The organism is Psychroserpens sp. AS72 (genome assembly GCF_038900375.1).
Classification (GTDB): Bacteria; Bacteroidota; Bacteroidia; order Flavobacteriales; family Flavobacteriaceae; genus Psychroserpens.
Genome location: NZ_JBBMRC010000003.1, coordinates 236,201 through 261,111, shown reverse-complemented (window position 1 = coordinate 261,111; position 24,911 = coordinate 236,201). Strand labels below are relative to the sequence as shown.

Sequence of the window (24,911 nt, the reverse complement as noted above, 5' to 3'; positions counted from 1 at the left end):
TAGCAAAATAATTATCTAACGACTAGTTTTTGATTACAACCTTTTTAGAGATAGCTTGGTTATTATCAACGGTAACTGTAGCTACATAAACACCTTGACTAAATGATTTAGTAGAAAAACGAAATTCATTTTCAGTACCTAAGTTTTCAGAATCTAATACTAATTTACCTGATACGTCAAAAAGTGTGACAGATTTAATATCTAAACTATTTGGGTTTAAAACTGTTAACTCTGAATTTTTAGTGTTTTGAAATACTTGAAAATCTTCATCAGTAATTTCATTAACATCAAGTGTTTCTGAAGTTTGGAATGTGATTTCAAATCGGTTTGTAAAATTGCCAGCAGGAAGATTGATGTTATAATTTTGTTCTCTTAAATCTACATAGATTTCGTTTTCGATATCATGAACATAGATGGGTTGAGAGGTGTCAAAATTTTGAACATCAAAGATGCTAAATTCTATGGGTTGTTGGTTTTCAGCTTTAATAACAACAGGTATTCTTTTTTCGATATCAAATGCATGTGCTTGAATTACATAGTCTTCATCGTCTTGTGTCCATGATGCATCTGTTGGAGAATCATCAGAGCTTGGTGCTTCTAAACCATAATCAAAACCGTCTGTTGCTGTATTATGGAAATTTTGCACTAATTGTCTAGTGAAATCTTGATTAAAATTGATATTTAATCTAAAACGTTTAAAATCACTAGGCACTATATTTAATCCTAACTCGTTATACTGAGTTACTGGTATATCTAAATTAGCTTCGTTTTCATTATCATTTCTAAAGAAAACACTATTACCACTTGATTCTTTTGCAAATACGCGATGCTCATTTTTAACATATATTAAATTAGACCCAGAGCCAGCTGCACCTTCAACCATAAATCCTTGACCAATAGGAATATAACGTCTGGCTACTTTAGATGGACCAGGTCCTGGAGGTGTAGGTACCGCATTACCTTGATCATCATAACCGTAAAATGTAGGAAACGAAAAAGTCTCTACGCCTCCAGCTGAAATTGTATAAGCACCATAACCACCTACATAATCTGCTGTAGTATGAGTTGTTGGTGTTTGTTCCCAATAATATAATACACCAGTTGTTGTTGGAGCATATTCAGGAAGTCCAGGAGATACAGCAATATTTGTATTCTGAGGATCGTGAATTAAAAGTAATGCATCAATTGCAGAAGGATATGGGTTACCAATTAAAGTAAAGTTATCTGCTAAAACACTATTGGTTATCGTTCCGTTATTTGGTTTACCTCTAAAATCATATAATTGGCCTCCACCACCAATTCCTTTCATAGTAAAACCTAAACCTGTTTGGATTGGAGAGTTTGAGTTTAATACAATCCAATCTGCATATAAATCTGAGACGACATAAGAGTATAACCATCTACTAGAAATAGTTAATGGAGAAGCAGTACCATCATAACCTGTTGTGAAAAGAGCGTCATTACTAGAAATTAATCCTGTTGATCCATCAATTAAATCAACTCTACTAGCTTCATTACCTGAAGAGGCTGAGTTGTTTCCAATTGGAGAACACCAATAATTATAGGCAAATGTATTTGCAGTTCCAGTTTGGTAAACACTAAGTTCACCAATACCAGAATTTGTTGAAACCGTATTACCCTGAATTAACTGTGCTTCGTTACGTAAATAGATCTTACTAGTGGCTTCAATTAAGTTAATCTCATCAGTAACAAATAGAGGAGTAGCGCCAGATATATCATTAAAACCTGCACCATCAACAAAAATATAAGCATTGTTGCGAACTGTTAATTGTGCAAAACTAAAAGACGTTATTAAAATTATTATTGTGAGGGCGTACAATTTTTTCATAATGGAGGAATTAATTGATTAACTAGTTTTGACTCTCAATAATATCATTCACTTTAGATTCTAAAAGTAATAATTTAGCTTCTAGGTCTTGAATTTTTGAATTTTGATTGATGATGATAGTTTGTTGTTCTTGAACAGCTTTTGTTAATATAGGTATAATTCTTGTGTAATCTATTGCCACAAAAGTTTCATTTTTATTCTCAATACCTTGATTAGCTTTTAGTTTTACTGACGCTTGAGTATTAAAATTCTTAATTCGAGTAATTTCAGGAAGGGTCTCTCTAACTTCCTGAGCAATAAAGCCATATTCCAATTCTTCATTTAATCCCATACTTGGGTATTTGTCTAAATCAAAAAAATATGTAACTGGGTTTAATTTATTTATGATGCTTATGGCATTATTTATTGGAGATATATCTTTTTTTGTTCGAACATCTGAAATAGCACCAAAAAAGCCTGTGTATCCTAAATCATTATAAAACTGTCCTCCCCATCCTGTATTTCCACCACCACTATTAAAGCGTGTACCTATAATTCCAGTTCCTTGCCATTCGTTACTCGATCCATAAACACCTATAGTATTATAATTTCCAGCTCCACCATAAATTCCTAATCCAAAAACACCAGCAGGTGTAAAAGCAGTTCCTTCATAAAAAGTAACTCCTTCTATAGGATTGTATGCATTTGCATCTGATTCATTATATGCACCAAGTGCTACTCCATCAGTACCTGAATTTGCACTAACTGCTAATGCAGTAGCTCCAATATTGCCATTATTGACAACTTCAAAAGTATAAGCTGGAGTAGTAGTACCTACACCAACTTGTGCATGAAATAAATTGAAATTTACTAGTGCAAAAAATAACATAATTTGTTTGAGGTAGATTAACTTTTTCATTTTGAATAGATTAGTTTAAATAAAAATAATGATAATTTCCTACAAGTTATTTTAGATATTTGAATATTATAAGTAATTTCGATGAATCGTGAAATTTCTTCGTTAACTTTAACCTATGAGTAGAAAAATCAGTTATATTTTAATTATAATTGGCGGATTTATAGCAATTTATGCACAAGCCAAAGCAGATCAAAACCAATTTATTCTTATCGCTGGAATCGTAATTTTGATGCTAGGAGTGTATAGTATTTCTAGAAATATTCCTAGCAAGAAAGATCAAGAGGATGAACATCAAAATAATGTATAATGAAATTTAAAATAGGTGATTCTGTTTCCGTTTTAGATGAAGATATTAATGGTGTTATTTCTAAAATAGTAGGAGAGACGATTGTTATTGAAACAGATGATGGCTTTGATATGGAGTTCTTGTCTTCCGAAGTCATAAAAACCAAGTCCTTAACGTCTCAATTGTTCACAGATATTGATGTTAAAAGCGTTATTAACGAAAAGGAAACCTCGCACAAGCATAAATCTATAAAAGTAAAACCAAAAGATCGTACACTACCTGCAATGGAAGTCGATTTGCATATTCATCAAATCACAACATCTAATAAGCATATGAGTAATTATGAAATGCTTAATCTTCAATTAGATACTGCAAGGTATAAGTTAGAATTTGCTATTAAAAAACGCATACAAAAAGTAGTGTTTATACATGGTGTAGGTGAAGGTGTGCTTAAAGCCGAATTAGATTATCTTTTTGGTCGTTATGATAATGTGAAATTTTACGAAGCAGATTACCAAAAATATGGTTTAGGTGCTACTGAGGTATACATTTATAAAAATGTCAAAGATTAGTTGAATACTGGTGCACCAGTTCTAGTATCTGTTGTGATTATTTCTCCAAAACTAAAATTATCCTGAGTTAAGTTTGGAAGCTGTATACTTTCTATTTCTATAGAAGTCGTATAGGTCTGCTTAATAACATGTACTCTATACTCTGTTGCTTCTACAGTAGTACTTACATCAATATTTAAATAATCGGCTCCAACGTTAGGATCTGTTACGTCGTTTTGAGGATTGTTATCTGGTGTAAAATTTTCTTCATTTCTAGTTAAAACCAAATCGCCATCATCATCATTATCTAAGTAATTAGGAATACCATCATTATCAGTATCTAAAGCATTAGTTAGACCATCTGCTGTTGTATAATTTACACCTTCAGAAGCTGTGTAAACATTATCACCATCATCATCTACATCAAGATAATTTGGGATACCATCATTATCTGTATCATCATCTTCTAAGTCGCCATTTTGATTGATATCTTCAAGTTCGGCAGGAATACCATCATCGTCATCCTCAACTAATATAGTGGTCAAGATAGCTCGACCTGAATCACTTTCAGCATCTGTTAGAATATCTAAATCTGCAGGAGGAATATCATTACAAAACACGTTATCTGGCTCACTTGCATAAGTTCTGTAATTAAAAGAATTTGAGCTTGAGGAAAACTCAAATGTTTGAGTAAATATATTGTCATCATCAACGTCTAACATTTCTTCAAAAGTTCTATTGTTTAATTGAATTGATAATGTTTCTGGAGGACTGTCTTTAGCTTTATAAAAAACCAAACTTCCACAAGTTTCTAATGCAACATCATCAAAATCTAATGTCACCTCAAACACATCACCATCATCACAAGATAAAGCAACCAATCCAATTAAAAAGAGATATAATAAATTACGCATCGTAGTATTTTTAAACAAAAATAAAAGATTTGAGAGTTTAACTGTTGGGATTAACAAATAATTTTGATAGCATAGGATGATTGTTTTAAAAATGCTCATAATGTTGCATCTTTGCAGGACAATTAGGTGAGGTATGAAAACTGTTTATTTTGATAATGCTGCAACAACTTCAATTCGTGATAACGTCATTGATAAAATGAGTGAAGTCATGAGGTTAAATTTCGGAAACCCATCGTCTACACATAGTTACGGTAGGCAATCTAAATCTTTAATTGAATTATCTAGAAAACGTATTGCATCACATTTTAATGTGTCAGCAGCCGAAATAGTATTCACATCTGGTGGTACAGAAGCAGATAACTTGGTACTGAGAAGTGCTGTAAGAGATTTAGGTGTTACAGAAATAATTACAACAAAAATTGAGCATCACGCCATTCTTCATGCTATAGATCAACTTAAAGTTGAGTATGATATTGATGTTACGTATTTGGATGTAAATGCCAATGGTGATATTGATTTATTGCAGTTAGAATCACTATTGCAAAAAGACGCAAAGCAACTTGTGACGTTGATGCATATTAATAATGAGATTGGTAATACTTTAGAACTCAAAAAAGTTGCAAATTTATGCAAATCAAATAATGCTCTTTTTCATAGTGACACGGTTCAATCTGTTGGACACTATAAATTAGATTTGCAGGACATTCCAATTGATTATCTCGCAGCAAGTGCACATAAATTTCATGGACCAAAAGGTGTAGGATTTGTTTTTCTTCGGAAAAATAGCGGACTCAGAGCGACAATCTTTGGAGGAGAGCAGGAGCGAGGCTTACGAGCTGGAACAGAATCTATTCACAATATCGTTGGTATGGATGAAGCTTTAGCCATGTCATACAAAAATCTAGAAACCGAAAGTCAACACATCAAAGCCATAAAATGGTATTGTATTGACCGATTACAATCTGTGTTTCCAAATGTTAGCTTTAACGGTCAATCTGGTGATATGGAGAAAAGTACTTACACGTTAATAAATGTGTGTTTGCCAATTTCCGAAGCGAAAGCAAATATGCTACATTTTCAATTAGATTTAAAGGGTATTGCGTGTTCAAAGGGAAGTGCTTGTCAAAGTGGAAGTTCTCAAAACTCACACGTGCTTACTGAGATATTAAGCGAAAACGATTTACAAAAACCATCTGTTCGTTTTTCATTTAGTCATTATAACACTAAAGACGAAGTGGATTATTTGATTGATGTTTTAAAGGAGTTTGTTGAAGATTAATCTTTTGTTTTTAAAAATTCGGCATTACGATTTGTGAGCTCAAAAGTTTTACCATTAAATTTGAATATACAACTACATGATTGTTCTTTTAATGTCTCATCATCGTTAAATAATTCATCCTTTGTTTTTCCATCAGTCCAATAGGTTTGATATTCTTCATTTGAACAAAAACAATCTTCAGAAAGATCATCTGTAACATATTGTATAGTAAGCGTTTTAGAGTCTTTGTCAAAGACTATTTTCTCGTCGTAATCTCTTGAGTCTATAGCATATTCAAAATCTAATTCAAAATCGCCTTTATCAAAATGTACCAAAGTGACATAATCCACGTAGCAAGCACCACAAGTTCTTACGCTTCCATGTAGCAAATAATAAACAGAATTTAACGCTGTAAAAGTATCTATCTTGAAATAGCCATTACCTTCAAAAATTGTAGGTGTTTCCTGTTCTCTAAAATCCCAAATGTCATGAACAGGATATTCATTAAATATACTTTCGTTTAAGTAATATATCCAAGATATTCGACTCTGATATGATCCGCCAGACTTGCCATCTATTGAGAAATTAAAAAGCTTATTATCATCAGATACCACAACACTCAAATTTTCGTGAAATGAATTTTTAAAATCAAATGTATTTGCTTTTTCATGAATTAAAACTTGTCGCAATAATTTATCAATTTTACTTTGAATAATCCCAATGGATTCAAAGGTTTCAAGAGAATCAATGTGTTTTAAAGGCTCTCCAAATTCTTTAATCAGATCTTGATGAGTTAACTTTAGAAGTTTTGGTGTATAATAATGTTCGCCATGTGAACTAAGCGAGTCATAAACACTTAAATATGTATTTAATTCGTCAATAGATTTTTTTAATGAGTTAGGTTGCGCAGAAGTGGATAACACAAAAAGAAATAAACTAAAAAGAAATATTAGCTTTTTCATCTAAAACTTAGCGCTCAATCTCACATTAAAAACACGAGGTGTTAAAAAGTTAGGAATCGCAAATTGACGCTTGCTATACACATCTCTTACCCAAGTATTGGTTATCGTATTTTGTGCATTAAACATATTAAAAATCTCCACACCTAAAGATAATTCTTTAAATTTCTGTTTCCATTTAGAAGTATACACTTTGTTGTGATCTACAAGAACATAAGAAATCCCTAAATCTGCTCGTCTGTAATCACGTAATCGTGTTTGAAAATCATAAGGATCTGCATAACTAGGTGAACCTCCAGGAACTCCAGTGTTGTACACCAAGTTTAAATACATTTTAAGATCTGGAATATTTGGCACATAATCCTGAAATAAAATCCCAAATTTCAATCGTTGATCTGTTGGTCTTGCAATATAACCTCGATCTTCAATATTTTCTTCAGTTTTTAAATACCCAAAACTAAACCAGCTTTCTGTACCTGGAACAAATTCTCCATTTAAACGAAAGTCAACACCATAAGCATAGGCTGTTGCGTTGTTTTTTGCTCTATAACGAATTCTTACATTTTCAAGGGTATAAGGATTTACATCAGTCATTCCTTTATAATAGGCTTCGGAAACGAGCTTAAATGGACGATCCCAAATTTTGAAACTATATTCATTTCCTACTACCAAATGAAACGACTTTTGCGCTTTCACATCTGGTTGTACTGTTCCTGAAGAATCTCTCAACTCACGATAAAAAGGCGGTTGGTAATATATACCACCTGCAACTCTAAACAACATATCCTTTTCCCAATCTGGTTTTATAGCAAATTGTGCTCTCGGACTAAAAACTGTCTGTGTAGATGAAGACACACCATCCTGATTTGGCACATCGCTATTTACAGTCCAATTATGAACTCTCACACCAGCATTATAAAATACTTCGTTGTTGCCAAGCATTGTACGTTTGCTCCATTGAGCATAAGCTTGAAATCTATCAATTTGAACAGCATTTGTCGCTCTTACATTTTGAAAAGCGACCAAAGGACCTTCAAAAGGCTCGTAAGGTTGATTATTAGAAACATCAAAAATAGGAGGTCGTACCGAAAATCCTGCACTATCAATAACTTCCCATTCTACTTGACGATCGCGTATATCTTCATGCGTATATTTAACAGACCATTCTAATGTGGTTTCATCATCAATTTTATAATCACCTTTATGTTCTAGATTAAAAATCAATGCATCCAAATCATTACGAGCATGTGTAAGCTGAGATCCAATACCTTCGGAAAATTCTACTTCACCCAAATTCTCATCACCAATATTACTGTTTACTTCTCCAAGTCTATAGCGCGCTAAAATGTCAAAATATTCTTCTTCAGTAGTGTGATATGCAGAAGCAATTAATTTAAGTGTAAAGTCTTCTGTTGCGAAATAACTGGCTTTAAAAGCACCAAAATTAGTAAGGTATTGATCTTGTTCTTGTCCGTCATAATTCACTAAAAGCGCAACAGGTTCATCTAGTGTTCCAAAGTTAGTTTGACGATTTTTTGGTTGAAACGTATATTTGTTGAGTGAGATATTTCCGAGGAAATTAAGATGAAATTTATCACTAAATTTATACGTTAAGTACGTTTGAGCATCAGCAAAAACAGGCCTTACATTGGTTTCAGTCTCCAGCGAATTCAACAACAAACTATTATCTCTGTAGCGTAAACCAATAATACCTGATAATTTAGAATCCTTACTCACAGCTTCGGCAGCAATGCTTCCACCTAATAAACTTGCATCCGCGCGAATCCCAAAACTGTTAGGATTACGATATGTAATATCTAAAACAGAAGACAATTTATCTCCATATTTAGCCTGAAATCCACCAGCAGAGAAATCCACATTTTGAACCAAATCTGTATTGACAAAACTCAAGCCTTCCTGTTGACCAGAACGAATTAAAAACGGTCTGTAAATTTCAATTTCATTCACATACACAAGATTTTCGTCAAAATTCCCTCCACGAACAGAGTATTGCGTACTCAATTCATTTGATATATTTACACCTGGAAGCGTTTTTAATAAATTCTCAACACCTGGTTGAGCGCCTTTTACGGTTCTAATGATTTCTGGAGTAATAGTGACAACTCCATCTACTTTTTGTCGCGTATTTGTATTAATGACTACTGCTGCTATTTGTTCAATCTCAACACTCATCACAGGATTGAACTCTATCTCCTGACCGTTTTTTAAATTGAATTTTGCCTCAACTCGTTTATGTCCTATATGTGTAAATTCAATAGTTATGTCTTTGTTTGCTGGAATTTTTAAAATAAAAAATCCGTTGTCATTGGTGGTTGTACCGTCGCTACCAGCTTTAATGCTTACTGCTGAGATTGGTTTATTAGCATCATCAAGAATGACACCTCTAATGGTTGCAGTTTGCGAATTTCCGAAGTAAGAAAAGCCAATAAAGGCAATAAGTAGTGTGATGTATAGCTTCAAAAGGTTGTTTTTTTATTTCCTAAAAAATGTAGATTCAAATGTAGTATTATTTCCAACATTATCGGTTACAATTATTTTTAGATTGTTTTCGGTTTCTGTATTTATATTGTCGTCAAAATCATAGGTTAATGTATCTCTCTTGTAATCGTACTCCATTAAAATCCATTTGCCATTAATGGTTGCTCTGTAATTACTTATTCCAGATAAATCATCTTCTATTTTTACTTTTAAATGAGTTAATTTACTCAACCATTTGCCATCTTGAAAATTAACAGGCTTTATAGTTGGACTAACTGTGTCACTAGCTAAAGTGAATGTTCCTAGCGATTTAGTTCTTGCAGATAGCATGTCTCCTAATCGTTTTGTACTTATATAACTCGGTTTTTGGTAATAACCGTATAAATTGGCTATAAATAATTTGTCTTTGTCATCTTCAACATAATTTTTGATATCAAATTTTATGGTGTAACTTTTCATTAAAGGTACTGTGTTTTTATGGAGTTTTAGCGTATCGTTTAAAACACTAAAATCTATATGGAAATCTTCGTAGAATGTATCCTTCGGAAAATAAACAGACACATTACCTTGGTCTAATTCATTAAACTGATTGGCTATAATATAGGTGTTAGGTTTTAATTCTGGAGCTTCTAGAATTTCTTTAGCAGGTTTTCCTTTTACAGGAATTGTTAACCAGGATTCATTGCCCTTAAAATCTCTTAATCTTACTTTGTAAACTGTGTTAGTGCTATCTTCTACAGTTATGTATCCATTAGCATCAACATCTTTTAACATACTCAATGTGTTACCAGATTGTACAAAAAGCTTTTGAATTCTAGATTTTTTTTCTTTAAATACTTCGTAATCAATAAAGCGGTTGATATGTTTAGATTCATCAAAACTAAAACGTTTAAAATCCATCTCAAAGGTTTTATTACCATTATAAAAACTTTGAATATTACTCAAACCATTTTTGTTGTACGCCATATCTTGTTGATCGTAGCTTACGATGCCAAAACCAATATCACCTAAAGCTTCAATAGGTTCTGTTGTATAATCTCCGTTTTTGTTTGGGATTAAACGCAGTTCAGTTCTTTTTTTAATCTCATTAACATGAGCTGTTTTGTCTTTTGGGTAGGCATAAACTGCTGTTAAAAAAGGTGCTTTAGTGTCTTTTACATCTAATCCAAAAAGCATTGGGTTGATTGGTCGTTCTTCATTGTCTCTTATTTCAAAATGTAAATGTGGTCCTCCAGAACTTCCGCTATTTCCTGAAAATGCTACAATCTCATCTGCGGAAATTGGCAATTCATCAGGCGAAGGAAATACTTCTACTTCATAGCTTTCTTTATCGTATTGACATGCTTTGATATATTTTTGAATTCGTGGTGAGAATTTACTCAAATGAGCATAAACACTCACGTAACCGTTAGGATGGGTGATGTATAGCGCTTTTCCGTAGCCATAATGAGATACTTTAATTCTACTCACATAACCTTCTGCTACTCCATAGACATTTAAACCAGTACGCTGTTGTGTTTTAATATCTAAACCAGAATGAAAATGATTTGATCTAAGCTCAGCAAAAGTACCAGATAGAACTACTGTGACATCTAATGGGCTTCTAAAATAATCCTGCGGATAAGGGGATTGGCTAAAAGCAAATTGAGAGAAAAAAATGAAAGCTAAAATGTATTTCATAATTATAATGGATTACGTTAATTGATTAACGTAAAAATATTGATTTTAATTTAATATAGAAAATATTCTACATGCTATGTGTTCTGTTATTGGCAGTGAATATCAGTAAAAAAGTAAAAATAACAAACAAAAACTTACAAAAAGGACTTAAAGTTTTTGAGTAACTAGTTTACAATAAGCCATTATCACTAATAAAGTAATACTTATTTGAAAATTAACAGAAAAACTATTGTTATTTTTCAGTTAGTATGTTAACTTTGTTACATCAGTATTGAAATTTGTAAATGAGTAAAATTGAAGATGTTGTAGATTCTTTAGAGAATAAAATAAGCAAGGTTTTGCATAAACTGGAAGTTTTAAAGCAAACAAATGCTAAGATTTCTGAAGAATTAGCAATTCAGCAACAGAAAAATATTCAACAACAAGAAGAATTAAGTTCTTGGATTGAAAAACATGAAGCACTCAAAATGGCAAACTCTTTACTGGGCAGTGACGAAAATAATCGAGAAACAAAGCTCAAAATAAATACATTAATAAGAGACATTGATCATTGTATTGCTCAACTATCTGAATAATGTTAATCAATTTTAATGGCAGAACAGCTTAAAATAAAGCTATCTATAGCAAACAGAGTGTATCCTTTAACTATTGCACCTAGTCAAGAAGAAGGATTACGTAAAGCAGCTAAAAAGATAGAAGCCATGATAAGTCAATTTGAGCAAAACTACTCTGTAAGAGATAAACAAGATGTATTAGCCATGTGTGCTTTACAATTTGCATCTCAAGTAGAGCAGAAAACAATAGATAAAGCTAGTGTTAGTGAAGACATTGAAGAAAAGCTTATTGCTTTAGATCAATTACTTCAAAAACATTTAAGTGCTTAAGTTCTTTTAAATAAATAATAGGTTACTGCCTACATTAGTGATATTTTTTGATAAACTCAACGATCAATTCTTTAAAAAGGGTGAGTTTAAGTTGTAAAATCGAGCTGTTAGTATCGAACTCGTTTCGGTGTTTAGACAGATTTTTGATCAGCTTGTTAGCCCTAAACTTGTTTTTTAAGGAGTTTATACAAAACCAGAACTAGTGTAGGCTTTTTTTTATGTCATAACTTTTGGGTTATGAGATTTATATGAAGATTGATATTACCAATAACAAAAAACTAACTAAACATGGATACGAATACAATTTTAATGATTGTTGGAGGAGTGGTACTTGGCCTAATAATAGGATATATCATTGCCAAATCATTAGAGAAGAGTAATGCGTCAAAGCTTATAAAAAATGCTCAAACAGAAGCTAATTCAATATTAAAACAAGCTAAGAATGATGGAGAATCTATAAAAAAAGATAAAATGCTCCAAGCAAAAGAGAAATTTTTAGAATTAAAAGCAGAGCATGAAAAAGTGATCTTATCTCGCGATAAGAAAATTGCTGAATCTGAAAAGCGTACTAGAGATAAAGAATCTCAAATATCTAGTGAATTAGCAAAAAGTAAAAAAACGAATCAATCACTAGAAGATAAAATTAAGGATTATGATTTTCGTTTAGAATTCTTAGAGAAGAAAAAAGACGAAGTAGAGAAAGCACATAAGAGTCAAATTAGGCAACTTGAAGTTATTTCTGGATTATCTGCAGAAGATGCTAAAGCTCAATTGGTTGAATCTTTGAAAAGCGAAGCTAAAACTGATGCAATGGGCTACATCCAAAATACAATGGAAGAAGCGAAGCTTACTGCACAACAAGACGCTAAAAAAATAATAATTAATACGATACAACGAATTGGTACGGAAGAAGCCATAGATAATTGTGTGTCAGTTTTTAATATTGAATCTGATGACGTTAAAGGTAGAATCATTGGTCGAGAAGGACGAAATATTCGTGCTATTGAAGCAGCAACAGGAGTTGAGATTATTGTAGATGATACTCCAGAGGCGATTATTTTATCTTGTTTTGATTCTGTGAGACGTGAAATTGCACGTTTATCTTTACATAAATTAGTTACAGACGGAAGAATACATCCAGCACGTATTGAAGAAATCGTCAATAAAACTCAGAAGCAAATTGAACAAGAAATTGTAGAAGTAGGTAAACGTACCGTAATCGATTTAGGAATTCATGGTTTACATCCAGAATTAATTAAAATGATTGGACGTATGAAGTATCGTTCGTCTTACGGTCAAAATTTACTACAACACTCTCGTGAAGTTGCTAAACTTTGTGGTGTGATGGCTGCAGAATTAGGTTTAAATCCTAAACTTGCAAAACGAGCAGGTCTTTTACATGATATTGGAAAAGTACCATCATCTGAAGCAGATATGGAAACTCCACACGCAATACTTGGGATGCAATGGGCAGAAAAACATGGTGAAAAGCCAGAAGTTTGTAATGCCATTGGAGCTCACCATGATGAAATTGAGATGACTACCTTATTAGCACCAATTGTTCAAGTATGTGATGCTATATCTGGAGCAAGACCAGGAGCAAGACGTCAAGTATTAGATTCTTACATCCAACGTCTTAAAGATCTTGAAGAAGTAGCCTTCGGATTTAATGGAGTTAATAAAGCTTATGCTATTCAAGCAGGACGTGAATTACGTGTGATGGTTGAAAGTGAAAAGGTGACAGATGAACAAGCTGCTAATTTGTCATTTGAGATTTCGCAAAAAATCCAAACAGATATGACGTATCCTGGACAAGTAAAGGTTACTGTAATTAGAGAAACAAGAGCGGTTAATATCGCTAAATAACTTCTGATCTGCTTTTTGGCAGATTAGAGAAAAACAAAATATAGATTTCTAAAGATCCGGTTTTATACCGGATTTTTTTATGTCATTTTTTTAAATATCAATTTTTATTGATGACTTATTTAATAGTTTCCGATGTAAGTATAATATGAACTATTAAATCAATTATCATGAAAAAAAATAATTTAATCCTTTACGTTATTCTTGTATTACAAATAAGCCTTTTTGTTAGTTGTGACAAAGACGATAATGAACCAATCGAGCAACAAGGTGAGGACCTCGAGTTTGCATTAGGATGGAATGGTCAAGATGATTTGGGAACAATTCCAACATCTACCAATTTTAGTTTTGGAAACACTAGCTTACCTTCTTCAGTAGATTTAGTTCCTAAGTTTCCTCCAATAGGAGATCAAGGACAATATGGTACTTGTGTGTCTTGGGCAGTAGGTTATAATATTAAGACTGCTTTAAATGGAATGAGTAATAATTTGTCGACATCACAATTAGCTTCTGCATCTAACCAATTTAGTCCTAAAGATTTATTTGTTGCAATCCCAGACAATGAAAAAGGGCAAGATTGTAGTGGTACTAATTTTTCAAATGCACTTACAGTTATGCAAAACAGAGGTGTTGCCACTATGCAAACAGTGCCTTATGGTACTTTAGGGGATTGTTCTAATGCTGGACTTCAGTCTAGTTGGACTAATGAAGCTAATCAGAATAAAATAAAATATTGGAGAAAAATTGATGCTAGTGTTGCAAGTATCAAACAAAATTTGGCGAATAATATACCTGTAATACTTGGAGCTAAATTAGCAGATAATTTTATGAGCTGGAACAGTAATGTTGTGTTGTCCTCTAGTACATCTTACAATAATGTTGGACAACATGCTTATCATGCAATGGTTATTGGTGGTTATGATGATTCTAAAGGGCCTAATGGTGCGTTTAAAGTGATTAATTCTTGGGGAGAATTATGGGGAGACAATGGTTATGTTTGGATTGATTATAATTATATGATTAATGAATTCTGCACGAGTTTTGATGGAAGTAAACCTCTCTTTATTGCTTCAGATCAAGAAGATGGAGGAGAGAATAATCCACCAGATGATGTAGATCCAAATACAACAGGTGTGGATTTAGCACCTTGGGTTTTTGCAGATTACTCAACCTATAATATTAGTGGGATACAAAATGAAAGACAGATTGATTTTAATATTTACAATATTGGAAATCAAGCCGCTTCTTCAAATAATGATTGGTCAATTTATTACATTTATTTTAATGCTTTTGATGCTAATGATTATGGTGTGATATATTATGATCAATTTAATACGTCAATTCCAGAAAATACTTCTGACTGTCCAACAGCTGATAACTGTGTTTTTAATCTTAATATCCCATCAGGTTCTAGTTTTACGCAAGCTGCTTGGGGACAAGGAAGTCAAATTAGAACTTATTATATGCCATATTTATCTGGGCTATATTATTTAGTTATGATTGCTGATGCAGAAGATAAATTCAATGAACAAGATGAAATGAATAATCTGTTTTACACAACTATAGATCCTAAATATTTTGATTATGGATACAGTAATAGAACATCACAAGAATCAAGTGAAAACGCGGATAGTGTTAGTAATTTTGTCTTTAAAAATAATGAAGAACCAAACTTGGAAACTTTACAAAGTAATAAACATCAAACTGTAGTTACAGAAAATTTTAAAAATGCCTATACTCAAGAGGAAATTTTAGAATTTATTAAAAGAGAAAAGAAAAACGGAAATATAGATACTAAGGTTAGTAAGTATATTCAAAGTACAAAAGATAAGTACTACGGACAATAAAACAAAGCAAATTGATGATGTCTCAAAACCAACATGTTAGTTTTGAGGCATCATTTTAAATATAAAAAGTATGAAACATTACGTTTTGGTATTGGTTGCTTTAGTTCAAATGTCTTGCGCAACTCAAAATTCTTCAGCAAATGAGGACACTAGTATGAAAAACTTAATAAGAAATAGTCAACCTGTTTATATTGAGAATCAAACAATTAATGACGTTATAGATTTCACCTCGTTTTTAGATTCACATCTTATAAGTGAAGGTGTTTATCAAGTAGAGGTAAATGCAGGTATAACTTTTAAAAAATGCATTTTTACTAAGCCAGTAAGCGCAATAACTACTATGGAAAACGGAAGTGTAGTGCTAACATCTTTTAAAGGAAATGTAACTTTTATAGACTGTATTTTTAAAGAAAATGTCAATTTTAGAGGAAGCAGCATTCAAGGGAGAGTAGATTTTACGAGCTCAACTTTTAATAAGGATGCCAATTTTGAAGAATTAAATTGTCATGAAAATACTTTCTTTAACAAGTGTGTGTTTGAAGGTTCGGTTAGATTTCAAAATGCATTTTTTAATCAAAAAGCTAATTTTATGAACGCTGAGTTTTTTGACAATGTAAGTTTTCAAAGTAGTGTGTTTAATTCTGAATTGCAGTGTAGTGCAAGTAAATTCTATAAATATGCAGATTTTACTTTAGTTGATTGTAGAGGGAAAGCGCTTTTTAATTATGCTGAATTTAGAACTACAGCAGATTTTAGTCATTCTAAGTATTTTCAAGATTTTGATTTTATAAGCACTAAAAATAATACAACCAGTTTTGATAGTTGTAGGTTTTTAGGATTAGCACGTTTCAATAAAATTGAAGTTTCATCTGCTATGAGTTTTAAGGATAGTTACTTTTTGTTAACAACTCCGGAAATAGATCTTCCTACAGAAAAGCTAATGAATTTGAAATAATATAAAATAATAAAGCCACAGTAAAACTGTGGCTTTATTTATCTAAACTAATATAGTTGGATTTATTTTCCGAAAAGTCCACCAAGTAAACTTCCTAAACCACCTTTTTTACCTGCATTTCCTAATACCATTCCTGCAACATCATCAATAACGCTTCCGTCACCATCTGCATCTAATATTTTTTCTAAGAAACTTTGTTCTTCTTGTGCAGAATTTCCACCAAGAAGACCTCCAAGTAATCCTCCTAAATCACTAGAAGAACTTACATTGCTTTGCGCTTTTTGTTTACCAATTACACCCATTAAAATTGGTGCAGCAACTTTAAGAATATTAGCAATAGAACCCATGTCTAAGCCAGATTTTTCTCCTAAAATCTTTTCTACACCTTGTCTTTTGTTACCAAGAACATGACCTAAAATCTTATCTCCATCTTGCTTTACATTGTCATCAACTCCACCACCAAATAAACCACCAAGGTTATCTAAAATGCTACCATCGTGTTTACCGTTAAGTGCTCCCATTAATCCTTCTGCACCTTCTGGTGTAGAAGCATTTCTTTCCATAGCTTTCATTAACACTGGCAAAGCCATTGTTAAAACGCTACTTGTTTTGTTTTGATCTGTTCCAGCAGATCCAGATACACCACTAATAATTGTTTTACCGAGGTCACTGTTTAATAAGTCTAAAATTCCTGACATAATTTGATTTAAATAAGATTAATAATAATAAGACTATCAATTTACAAAAAAAAGTCCTAACACTAGTAGGACTCCTTTTTTTCTAATAAGTCACATATTATGACAAATTATTTTAAAATACTTATAATTTGTTCTGCTAATTCTTGACCAATTCTATCTTGAGCTTCATTTGTAGCAGCTCCAATATGAGGTGTTAATGATAATCCAGAATTCATTAATAATTGAATTTCTGGTTTTGGTTCTTTTTCAAATACATCTAATGCAGCACCTATAACTTTTCCACTTTCAATAGCTTTTACTAGCGCAATTTCATTAACTACACCACCTCGAGCAGCATTAGCTAATATCACACCATCTTTCATTTTAGCAAAATCAGCCTCATCAATAACATATGTTTTTTGAGCTGGTACGTGAAGTGTTAAAAAGTCTGATTGTCTTAAAACTTCTTCTTTAGAAATAGTTGTGATTTCGAAATTTACTTTTTGACCATCAAAGAATTCTAATTCTAAATCTGCTTTACTTAAGAAAGGATCAAAAGCAACAACTTTCATTCCTGCACCAAGTGCAACTTTAGCTGTAGCCTGACCAATACGTCCAAAACCTAAAACACCTAGAGTTTTACCTTTCAACTCAATACCTTTAGCATAAGCTTTTTTAAGACCTTTAAAATTTGCATCACCTTCTAGAGGCATATCGCGATTAGAATTATGTAAAAAACGTGCTAGGCCATAGAAATGAGCAAAAACCAATTCTGCTACAGAGTGTGAAGATGCAGCAGGTGTATTGATAACACTTAATCCTTTACTGCGTGCATAATCAACATCAATATTATCCATACCAACTCCACCACGTCCTATAATTTTTAGGCTAGGGCAATTGTCAATAATATTTTTTCTAACGGTTGTAGCACTACGTACTAATAATACCGAAATGTCATTCTCGTTGATATAGTTTTCTAATTGTTCTTGAGCAACGGTTGTTGTTAAGACTTCAAAGCCTGCTTTTTCTAAGGCGTCAATTCCGCTTTGTGAAACTCCGTCATTTGCTAATACTTTCATCAAATATTTGTTTTTTGTTTCCGTAAAACGGAAATCTTTTTTTATTGATTATGTTCCTACAAAAGCAAGAACTTTATGGTTTTGATATTTCCGAAGAAATAAAAATATATGACATTCTAGTTTAAATAAAACATAGAAATCATCTTTTCATTCGAGTAAAATTGTAAACTGATTACTGCGACTGAAAACTGTACTTAAGCCTTACGCTCCAACTCACTCATCACATCTACTAAGATACCAACACTTTCTAATGGTAAAGCATTGTACATTGATGCTCTGTATCCACCAACACTTCTGTGACCATTTAAACCGTTAATTCCTGCTTCTTTAACCATCGTTTCAAAAGTTTCTTTCAAATCTTCATTAGTTAAATTAAATGTTGCATTCATTATAGAACGATCTGCCTTTGCAGAAAATCCTTTAAACAATGGGTTTAAATCAATTTCAGAATATATTAATTGTGCTTTCTTTTCATTTTCTTTTGCAATTGCTGCAACACCACCAAGACCTTTTAACCATTCTAAAGTTAACATTGATGTGTACACTGCAAAAACAGGAGGAGTATTAAACATGCTACCTTTACTAATATGCACTTTGTAATCCATCATTGAAGGAATCTTACGAGAAACTTTACCTAAAATATCTTCTTTAATAACCACTAAAGTTGTTCCTGCAGGACCCATATTTTTTTGAGCTCCAGCATAGATGATATCAAATTTTGAAAAATCTAACTCACGAGAAAAAATGTCGCTACTCATATCACAAACCATTGGGATAGGAGAGTTAGGGAATTCTTTCATCTGTGTTCCAAAAATGGTGTTGTTAGAAGTACAATGAAAATAATCGTAATCTGTTGGGATATCATATCCTTTTGGGATATAATTATAGTTTGCGTCTTTAGATGAAGCCACTTCATAAACATCATCATAAATCTTTGCTTCTTTAATAGCTTTATCACTCCAAGTACCTGTATTTAAGTAACCAGCACGTTTTTCTAACATATTAAGAGCAACCATTAAAAATTGAGTACTTGCACCTCCTTGTAAAAACAATGCTTTGTACCCTTTACCTTCTAAACCTAATAACTCTAAAGCTAAGGATCTAGCATTTTCCATCACATCAACAAAAGGCTTACTTCTGTGAGAGATTTCTAGTAATGATAAACCGTTATCAAAATTTATTACAGCTTCAGAAGCTTTTTGTAGAACACTACCTGGTAAAACACAAGGTCCAGCACTAAAATTATGTCTTTTCATGAAAATTTATGTTTAGTTTCCGAAGTATCGAAAATCTGTTTTATTAATCACTGCAAAGGTGATGAATTCTTAAAAAAAATATGTTATGAATTTAATAATTTATCAACCATATTTTTAACATTATCATAATTACTCATTTTGTAATCAAAACCTTTTTTTTGAGTTGAATAGTTCAACAGGTTGCTAATTATACATTAATTGCTTCCAAATATACAATATTAAGTATTTGATTAGCAATATGTTATTATATTGGTTGCTCTCCCTAAATTTCTCAACTATTGTGTTGAGATTTAACTAATTATTTATGCGATAATTATTAATTTAAATACTTAATCTATGGAAACATTATTGATTGATTACAACTTTGACAACTTAAGAGTTGAAAATTTATTGGGAGGAGGATTTGAAGCAAATTTTGCTAATTCTACTGTAATAGCTGGTCCAACTGCTTCAACATCTGGTTTAAGATCTAAAGCGGTTGATTTAGGCTCAACTGGTAAGGCTAATGTTGACCTCACAGGATTACGAGTAAATACTAAAAAATTCTGTATTCAAATAGGGTTTAAAGTAAATGCTAATGTAGCTTCTAGGCAAAACATAGTCGAATCTAATTTTTTGCCATTTGCCATTTATGCTGATAAAGGCAAAAGAATATCAACTTTTAAAGTTGTAACAAGTGTTAGAACGGAAAAACATAATTGGACAGGTGTTGATAACGACTTTGCAAAAACGTTACAAGTCGGAAAATGGTATATGTTATCATTGGTTTATGATTTGGATACTTTAGGATTGTTTATTGGAAACGAATTAATTGCTGTTCACGGCTTTCCTAATGGGCTCATCAAAACAAATGCAACTAAAAAAATGTTTTTTGGGACTTGGGTTGATGGTGCAAGAAACCATTTAAATGGTGCATTGTCAGATTTTAAATGGTATGATGGCATACCTTCAAATTTAGAAAGTTTATTAGATGAAAAACGATCTAGTGCTCAATGGCATATTACTTACAAACATGCTAAAATTAAATCAACTATAAATACAGGTAAGGTAACTCAAGGCATACAATATAACGCTTCTGTTGGAAGTCATACACAGTTTTATGAACGATGTGCTATAATGTATCATGAGAGTGCTGGTATCGCTTTTGAAATGCATGGGTCTATTTTTGCAAGATTTAAAACCATGCGTAACAAGTCTGAACTTGGCTATCTAGTAACCGACGAGTCTAGAGCTACAAAAACAAGCGGTAGAAAAAGTTTGTTTAGTAAAGGCGGTATTTATTGGTCAAGAACTACAGGTGCATTTCCCGTTTTAGGCAACATATATTTAGAGTATGAGAATTTAGGAGAATCTAAAAAACTAGGGTTTCCTACTCGTGCAGAAAGCACAATATCTGGTGGTAAACAACAAATATTTCAGAAATGCCGTATGTATTACAAAAACGGAAGTGGTAGCGCTAAAGAAGTACATGGTTCTATATTAACCAGGTTTTTACAAACAGGAGGTATAGGTAAATGGGGATTTCCAATCACAAATGAAACTGATATTTTAAGGAATAGGAGAAGTATTGGAAAGTTTTCTGAGTTTGAACATTGTACAATTTACTGGAAATCTGGTGTTGGTGCTTTTGAAGTTCATGGAGATATTAGAAGAAAGTATAGAACTATAAATGGACCTTTGAGTTCAATAGGGTTTCCAACTTCTAACGAAGTAGATATTCCAAATCGATCTGGCTCTGGCCGAATGAATACTTTTGAAAAAGGAAGTATTCTTTGGTTTGGATCATATAATAGTATTTGCGTAGCAAGACCATTTAAAATCAGAATACAGCGTATTCATTCTAGAGAGAATGAAGGATTTTTGATGGGGCAAAACGACATACATTTTTACGCTACGGTTAAGGATGGGTCTAGACAAATTTACCGTAAACGTTTCCCAACAGGAGGAGATTATGGCGATCACAATGTCATTAATCCAAACAAGACACTGTCAGTAGAGATTGTACCGAATAAAGTAAATCAAAATATTAGTTTTTTAATAGACATAAGGGATACAGATCCTGGTAATGATGATCACCTCGGAAAACACACTACAGTTCTAAATGCGGCTAATGCTTGGGGTTACCGTCAAAGTAATCTCGTGTTTAATCAATCTTTCTCTAAAATTATATCATTTGTCTGGTCTATTAGACCAAGAATTAATGTGGCTAGTTTATCTGAAAACCAGAAATGGTGGAGCTTTGATAATTTTAAAACACCAGCTTTAACAAAAGCACAATATGCAGCTGCTTTTAGTGATGTAGATAGTGAAACAGAATGGTGGGATATTCCAGATGGATTGAGAAATTTATATTATAAATGGGTTGTAAAAGGTATTGCCAGTGGAGGAAACTGCTTTGGTATGTCACTTGAAGCAATTTATGCAAGAAAGTGTAACAGTTTACTCAATCAACCATTAAATGATGTTGTAGAAGATAGACATGCGATAAATGAAATAAATATTAAACATGCTTATCAAGTAGGAGCTCAACCAATTTGGTGGTTTTTAGGTCAATTTGCTTCGGGAAACACACATGATCCAAAAGATGTTTTTATAGCAACAAGAAATGCTTTTAGGAGAGGAGATAATCCTGTAGTTTGTATATCTCAAAATTATGATTTCTCTGGTGGTCCACACTGCGTTATGCCTTATGCTTGGGATACAACCTCAAAACCGTGGAGAATGAAGGTTATGGATCCTAATTTCCCAGGTGATGATACTAAAGTATTTACTATAGATCCAGACAAGAATGAATTTAAATATGTAGGCTCAAGAACTTATAAAGGAGATGCTTGGTCTGGTGGTCGTTTTCATTACATGCCATTTTGTATTTTAGATACAAGACCTAGAACTCCAGTTTGGGATGCTATAATGCTACTTTTATCTGGTACAATACTAATTCTAGCAGATGATTCTGAAACCATCTCAATTAAAGATGCAACAGGTAAAGACTTAGATGGTAATGGTACTAGAGCTAAAAATGTATTAAAAGCAGGTAGTAAGCCAGAGGAGTATTTTGCATCTTATGTTGGTTTAGATTCAGGGCTTAATTTAAAACCAGGTCAAATATTGTTGAGAAGAGAAAAACAAGTGACCTCAAGTAGTGTTGCAGAGGTTGTAAATACTTCTTCATTAACTTTAAATACTATAATTGCCAGCAGAAGACTTACAGGTTTTAATACTCGTACCGTATTACCTAGTAGCGCAACTTTAAAGTCTTTAATTAGTAATAGATCTGCACATCATATTTTGAATGATCCAGAAGTAGCTAATAATTTAACCGCAGATTTTAAAAAGAAACTTAAAGGTTTGGTGAATATCAATTCTAAGCGAAATTTTCAGCATGAGATTAAAGGAGCTAAAAACGGAAAATTAGAATATTTAATAAAAAGTAGTTTGAGTGAAATTAAAATTGAATCTACAATCCAAAGAAATGAATTAAACACGGTTAAAGTGAGTGATTTAAACACAAATGCATGTAGTATTGAATTTAAATCGCCAAATACAAAACATGTTAATTTGCAGGTTATCAACAAGCTAGGTGTTAATGGAGATCATGTGATAATTGATATAGCTAATATTCCAGTGCAAGCCAATAAGTCTTTAAATCTTAATTTGAAACAAGGTTTAACAGGTCTTGAGATTGTAAATAATGGAGCTTTAGTTAATTTACCAGTTAAATTTAAATTAAAACTGGATGGTAAAAATATAGCAAAAGATTTCACTGTTCCTATTGATGGTGCTATTAGAATAAAGCCTTCTACAATAGTTAATTCTAATGAATTAATAGTTTCAAATATTGTAAAACTATTTGGTAAAATAACCAAATCAACAGTTATTAATTCTAATTAATAATCTAGAATAATATTGCTAAAAAAGAGTCAGGTGCTAGTATCTGGCTCTTTTTTTTATATGGTTTGAGCAAAGCTTATAGTATCAACATCATCTGCATAATCCCATAAATTTGGGAGTTGAGTTTGTCCAAATTTGATTTCGGAATCTAAAAAGCCATTAGCAACGACACATTGTATAGCGTCACTTTTTTCTTTCAAGGTTGCTTTTAATTGTTCTTCGGAAGTATAGTGCTCATAAAACACTGTTGCGATAGGAGATGAGAAGCTTTCATCTTCTTTAATCATGAGAAAACCGTTTTCTAACATCTCAAACAAACTCATTAAATACACAGCTTTATTATAATCATAGTTATTTGCATATTTACTTTGATGGATGATAGGATTCCAGTGATACATTCCCTTAAAAAAAGCTTGAAAATCATAATCTTTAGGGACAAACAACTTAGAGACATTTCTACAACCCAAACCGTAATATCTAAATATATCTTCAGAAAGGGCTACAAGCTCATCTTCAGTTTCTTTTCCGGTTAAAATAGCGACCGAATTTCTATTCTTTCTAATTACCGAAGGCTTATCTTTAAAATAATATTCAAAATAACGAGCCGTATTATTGCTTCCTGTGGCAATAACGGCATCAAAGTCTTTCAATTTTTCTTCGGAAAACGTTATTCGACCAGAAAATTCTGGCTCTACATGTTCTAAATATTTGGCTAAAAATGGAAGCAGATGTTTGTCATTTGAAGATTGTTTTACCAATACCTTTTGACCAGAAATCAAAACAGATAGAAAATCATGAAAACCTACTAGCGGAATATTTCCTGCCATGATAATAGCTATCGTGTTTAAACTTTCCGAAGTAAAGGTATACTTTGAAGTCCACTTGGTAATGTTGCTTTCAGTCAATTGTTTAGACCAACCGTTTAATGCGAAAACAACATTCTCTTTTGTAAACCAACCGTTATGCTCTTGTGCTAATTTTATTTGGTGTTTAAATCCGTCAAAAAATAAATCATTATGTTCGATATGGTCTTTTTTTTCAAATCCTTCCGAATAAAACTGACTTAAAAAATCTCCTAATTTTACAAATGCGTTAATTCTTTGTTGTAAATCCATGTTGAGTTTGGTTATACGATGTTTTGGCTTTATTTTTGCAATCCTGCTTGCCGACAAGCAGGTGCAAATTTACGCAAATCAAAAAGATAAATTACTATGGCAATTATAATAACAGACGAATGTATTAACTGTGGCGCATGCGAACCAGAATGCCCAAATACAGCTATTTACGAAGGTGCTGATGATTGGAGATATAAAGATGGTACGAGTTTAGAAGGTAGCGTAGTTTTACCAAACGGAAAAGCAGTAGATGCTGAGCTAGCTCAAGAACCAATAAGTGATGAAGTGTATTACATCGTGCCAGATAAATGTACAGAGTGTAAAGGATTTCATGAAGAGCCACAATGTGCAGCTGTTTGTCCTGTAGATTGTTGTGTGCCAGATGATGACCATGTTGAGACTGAAGAAGTCTTACTTGGAAAACAACGTTTTATGCATCCAGATAATTAG

Annotated in this window: 20 protein-coding genes and 1 other RNA gene; 11 read left to right on the top strand and 10 right to left on the bottom strand. The window is 32.4% G+C overall.

The genetic code is table 11. The features are described 5' to 3' along the window. Nucleotides 1-22: 22 nt before the first annotated feature. Both WNY78_RS07355 and WNY78_RS07350 read right to left on the bottom strand, forming a co-directional pair. Nucleotides 23-1,849: a T9SS type A sorting domain-containing protein gene (locus WNY78_RS07355; protein WP_342872552.1), complete on the bottom strand. Its 1,827-nt coding sequence runs from the start codon at nucleotides 1,847-1,849 to the stop codon at nucleotides 23-25. A gap of 22 nt (nucleotides 1,850-1,871) precedes the next feature. Then, complete coding sequence (locus WNY78_RS07350) at nucleotides 1,872-2,747, bottom strand: tail fiber domain-containing protein (protein WP_342872551.1); 876 nt, start codon at nucleotides 2,745-2,747, stop codon at nucleotides 1,872-1,874. Between the two features lie 115 nt (nucleotides 2,748-2,862). Between WNY78_RS07350 and WNY78_RS07345 the strand changes: the two genes are divergently transcribed. Together WNY78_RS07345 and WNY78_RS07340 are read left to right on the top strand one after the other, a co-directional pair. Then, nucleotides 2,863-3,054, top strand: coding sequence for a hypothetical protein (locus WNY78_RS07345; RefSeq protein ID WP_342872550.1), 192 nt, complete (start codon nucleotides 2,863-2,865; stop codon nucleotides 3,052-3,054). Next, a complete protein-coding gene (locus tag WNY78_RS07340; RefSeq protein ID WP_342872549.1) occupies nucleotides 3,054-3,605 on the top strand; it encodes a Smr/MutS family protein in 552 nt (183 codons plus the stop codon). The genes WNY78_RS07345 and WNY78_RS07340 overlap by 1 nt, the downstream gene beginning before the upstream one ends. Here the strand turns inward: WNY78_RS07340 and WNY78_RS07335 are convergent. Then, nucleotides 3,602-4,498: a hypothetical protein gene (locus WNY78_RS07335; RefSeq protein ID WP_342872548.1), complete on the bottom strand. Its 897-nt coding sequence runs from the start codon at nucleotides 4,496-4,498 to the stop codon at nucleotides 3,602-3,604. The genes WNY78_RS07340 and WNY78_RS07335 overlap by 4 nt on opposite strands. Nucleotides 4,499-4,631: 133 nt before the next feature. Between WNY78_RS07335 and WNY78_RS07330 the strand changes: the two genes are divergently transcribed. Then, entirely contained in the window at nucleotides 4,632-5,777 is a 1,146-nt protein-coding gene (locus WNY78_RS07330; RefSeq protein WP_342872547.1) for a cysteine desulfurase family protein, read from the top strand. On the opposite strand, the gene WNY78_RS07325 is transcribed toward WNY78_RS07330, so the two are convergent. From WNY78_RS07325 to WNY78_RS07315, 3 genes are read right to left on the bottom strand one after another with little or no spacing between them, the layout of a single operon-like run. Continuing rightward, a complete protein-coding gene (locus WNY78_RS07325; RefSeq protein WP_342872546.1) occupies nucleotides 5,774-6,718 on the bottom strand; it encodes a hypothetical protein in 945 nt (314 codons plus the stop codon). The two genes, WNY78_RS07330 and WNY78_RS07325, sit on opposite strands and share 4 nt — an antisense overlap. Beyond that, entirely contained in the window at nucleotides 6,719-9,196 is a 2,478-nt protein-coding gene (locus WNY78_RS07320; RefSeq protein ID WP_342872545.1) for a carboxypeptidase-like regulatory domain-containing protein, read from the bottom strand. 12 nt (nucleotides 9,197-9,208) lie between these two features. Continuing rightward, nucleotides 9,209-10,894 carry a M23 family metallopeptidase gene (locus WNY78_RS07315; protein WP_342872544.1) on the bottom strand — a complete coding sequence of 562 codons (1,686 nt, stop codon included), beginning with the start codon at nucleotides 10,892-10,894 and terminating at the stop codon, nucleotides 9,209-9,211. A gap of 284 nt (nucleotides 10,895-11,178) precedes the next feature. Between WNY78_RS07315 and WNY78_RS07310 the strand changes: the two genes are divergently transcribed. The 6 genes from WNY78_RS07310 to WNY78_RS07285 all read left to right on the top strand — a co-directional run bounded on the left by WNY78_RS07310 (nucleotide 11,179) and on the right by WNY78_RS07285 (nucleotide 16,443). Beyond that, nucleotides 11,179-11,469: a hypothetical protein gene (locus tag WNY78_RS07310; protein WP_342872543.1), complete on the top strand. Its 291-nt coding sequence runs from the start codon at nucleotides 11,179-11,181 to the stop codon at nucleotides 11,467-11,469. A gap of 15 nt (nucleotides 11,470-11,484) precedes the next feature. Then, complete coding sequence (locus tag WNY78_RS07305) at nucleotides 11,485-11,778, top strand: cell division protein ZapA (RefSeq protein ID WP_342872542.1); 294 nt, start codon at nucleotides 11,485-11,487, stop codon at nucleotides 11,776-11,778. Nucleotides 11,779-11,832: 54 nt separating this feature from the next. After that, nucleotides 11,833-11,963: non-coding RNA, 6S RNA (gene ssrS, locus WNY78_RS07300), on the top strand. A 103-nt stretch (nucleotides 11,964-12,066) separates the two neighbouring features. Further along, nucleotides 12,067-13,644 carry a ribonuclease Y gene (gene rny, locus WNY78_RS07295; RefSeq protein ID WP_342872541.1) on the top strand — a complete coding sequence of 526 codons (1,578 nt, stop codon included), beginning with the start codon at nucleotides 12,067-12,069 and terminating at the stop codon, nucleotides 13,642-13,644. 167 nt (nucleotides 13,645-13,811) lie between these two features. Beyond that, complete coding sequence (locus tag WNY78_RS07290) at nucleotides 13,812-15,488, top strand: C1 family peptidase (protein WP_342872540.1); 1,677 nt, start codon at nucleotides 13,812-13,814, stop codon at nucleotides 15,486-15,488. 70 nt (nucleotides 15,489-15,558) lie between these two features. Further along, nucleotides 15,559-16,443: a pentapeptide repeat-containing protein gene (locus WNY78_RS07285; RefSeq protein ID WP_342872539.1), complete on the top strand. Its 885-nt coding sequence runs from the start codon at nucleotides 15,559-15,561 to the stop codon at nucleotides 16,441-16,443. A 62-nt stretch (nucleotides 16,444-16,505) separates the two neighbouring features. On the opposite strand, the gene WNY78_RS07280 is transcribed toward WNY78_RS07285, so the two are convergent. The 3 genes from WNY78_RS07280 to serC all read right to left on the bottom strand — a co-directional run bounded on the left by WNY78_RS07280 (nucleotide 16,506) and on the right by serC (nucleotide 19,455). Further along, the gene (locus tag WNY78_RS07280) at nucleotides 16,506-17,141 is read right to left on the bottom strand and encodes a DUF937 domain-containing protein (protein ID WP_342872538.1); all 636 of its coding nucleotides are present in this window, start codon (nucleotides 17,139-17,141) and stop codon (nucleotides 16,506-16,508) included. 107 nt (nucleotides 17,142-17,248) lie between these two features. Then, on the bottom strand, nucleotides 17,249-18,199 hold the full coding sequence (locus tag WNY78_RS07275; protein WP_342872537.1) for a D-2-hydroxyacid dehydrogenase: 951 nt from the start codon (nucleotides 18,197-18,199) through the stop codon (nucleotides 17,249-17,251). Nucleotides 18,200-18,393: 194 nt separating this feature from the next. Continuing rightward, the gene (gene serC, locus WNY78_RS07270) at nucleotides 18,394-19,455 is read right to left on the bottom strand and encodes a 3-phosphoserine/phosphohydroxythreonine transaminase (protein WP_342872536.1); all 1,062 of its coding nucleotides are present in this window, start codon (nucleotides 19,453-19,455) and stop codon (nucleotides 18,394-18,396) included. 336 nt (nucleotides 19,456-19,791) lie between these two features. On the opposite strand from serC, the gene WNY78_RS07265 reads away from it, so the two are divergent. Next, on the top strand, nucleotides 19,792-23,346 hold the full coding sequence (locus WNY78_RS07265) for a hypothetical protein (RefSeq protein WP_342872535.1): 3,555 nt from the start codon (nucleotides 19,792-19,794) through the stop codon (nucleotides 23,344-23,346). 56 nt (nucleotides 23,347-23,402) lie between these two features. Here the strand turns inward: WNY78_RS07265 and WNY78_RS07260 are convergent, their stop codons facing one another. Beyond that, nucleotides 23,403-24,461 (bottom strand): acyl-CoA reductase, encoded by a 1,059-nt coding sequence (locus WNY78_RS07260; RefSeq protein ID WP_342872534.1) that lies wholly within the window; start codon nucleotides 24,459-24,461, stop codon nucleotides 23,403-23,405. Nucleotides 24,462-24,557: 96 nt separating this feature from the next. Here WNY78_RS07260 and WNY78_RS07255 point away from each other — a divergent pair, with 96 nt between their 5' ends. Continuing rightward, the gene (locus WNY78_RS07255; protein ID WP_342872533.1) at nucleotides 24,558-24,911 is read left to right on the top strand and encodes a 4Fe-4S dicluster domain-containing protein; all 354 of its coding nucleotides are present in this window, start codon (nucleotides 24,558-24,560) and stop codon (nucleotides 24,909-24,911) included.

Excerpts from the sequence above, each read along its gene's own strand:
- WNY78_RS07355 (WP_342872552.1), bottom strand. The coding sequence starts at position 1,849 with ATGAAAAAATTGTACGCCCTCACAATAATAATTTTAATAACGTCTTTT.
- WNY78_RS07350 (WP_342872551.1), bottom strand. The coding sequence starts at position 2,747 with ATGAAAAAGTTAATCTACCTCAAACAAATTATGTTATTTTTTGCACTA.
- WNY78_RS07345 (WP_342872550.1), top strand. The coding sequence starts at position 2,863 with ATGAGTAGAAAAATCAGTTATATTTTAATTATAATTGGCGGATTTATA.
- WNY78_RS07340 (WP_342872549.1), top strand. The coding sequence starts at position 3,054 with ATGAAATTTAAAATAGGTGATTCTGTTTCCGTTTTAGATGAAGATATT.
- WNY78_RS07335 (WP_342872548.1), bottom strand. The coding sequence starts at position 4,498 with ATGCGTAATTTATTATATCTCTTTTTAATTGGATTGGTTGCTTTATCT.
- WNY78_RS07330 (WP_342872547.1), top strand. The coding sequence starts at position 4,632 with ATGAAAACTGTTTATTTTGATAATGCTGCAACAACTTCAATTCGTGAT.
- WNY78_RS07325 (WP_342872546.1), bottom strand. The coding sequence starts at position 6,718 with ATGAAAAAGCTAATATTTCTTTTTAGTTTATTTCTTTTTGTGTTATCC.
- WNY78_RS07315 (WP_342872544.1), bottom strand. The coding sequence starts at position 10,894 with ATGAAATACATTTTAGCTTTCATTTTTTTCTCTCAATTTGCTTTTAGC.
- WNY78_RS07310 (WP_342872543.1), top strand. The coding sequence starts at position 11,179 with ATGAGTAAAATTGAAGATGTTGTAGATTCTTTAGAGAATAAAATAAGC.
- WNY78_RS07305 (WP_342872542.1), top strand. The coding sequence starts at position 11,485 with ATGGCAGAACAGCTTAAAATAAAGCTATCTATAGCAAACAGAGTGTAT.
- rny (WP_342872541.1), top strand. The coding sequence starts at position 12,067 with ATGGATACGAATACAATTTTAATGATTGTTGGAGGAGTGGTACTTGGC.
- WNY78_RS07290 (WP_342872540.1), top strand. The coding sequence starts at position 13,812 with ATGAAAAAAAATAATTTAATCCTTTACGTTATTCTTGTATTACAAATA.
- WNY78_RS07285 (WP_342872539.1), top strand. The coding sequence starts at position 15,559 with ATGAAACATTACGTTTTGGTATTGGTTGCTTTAGTTCAAATGTCTTGC.
- WNY78_RS07280 (WP_342872538.1), bottom strand. The coding sequence starts at position 17,141 with ATGTCAGGAATTTTAGACTTATTAAACAGTGACCTCGGTAAAACAATT.
- WNY78_RS07275 (WP_342872537.1), bottom strand. The coding sequence starts at position 18,199 with ATGAAAGTATTAGCAAATGACGGAGTTTCACAAAGCGGAATTGACGCC.
- serC (WP_342872536.1), bottom strand. The coding sequence starts at position 19,455 with ATGAAAAGACATAATTTTAGTGCTGGACCTTGTGTTTTACCAGGTAGT.
- WNY78_RS07265 (WP_342872535.1), top strand. The coding sequence starts at position 19,792 with ATGGAAACATTATTGATTGATTACAACTTTGACAACTTAAGAGTTGAA.
- WNY78_RS07260 (WP_342872534.1), bottom strand. The coding sequence starts at position 24,461 with ATGGATTTACAACAAAGAATTAACGCATTTGTAAAATTAGGAGATTTT.
- WNY78_RS07255 (WP_342872533.1), top strand. The coding sequence starts at position 24,558 with ATGGCAATTATAATAACAGACGAATGTATTAACTGTGGCGCATGCGAA.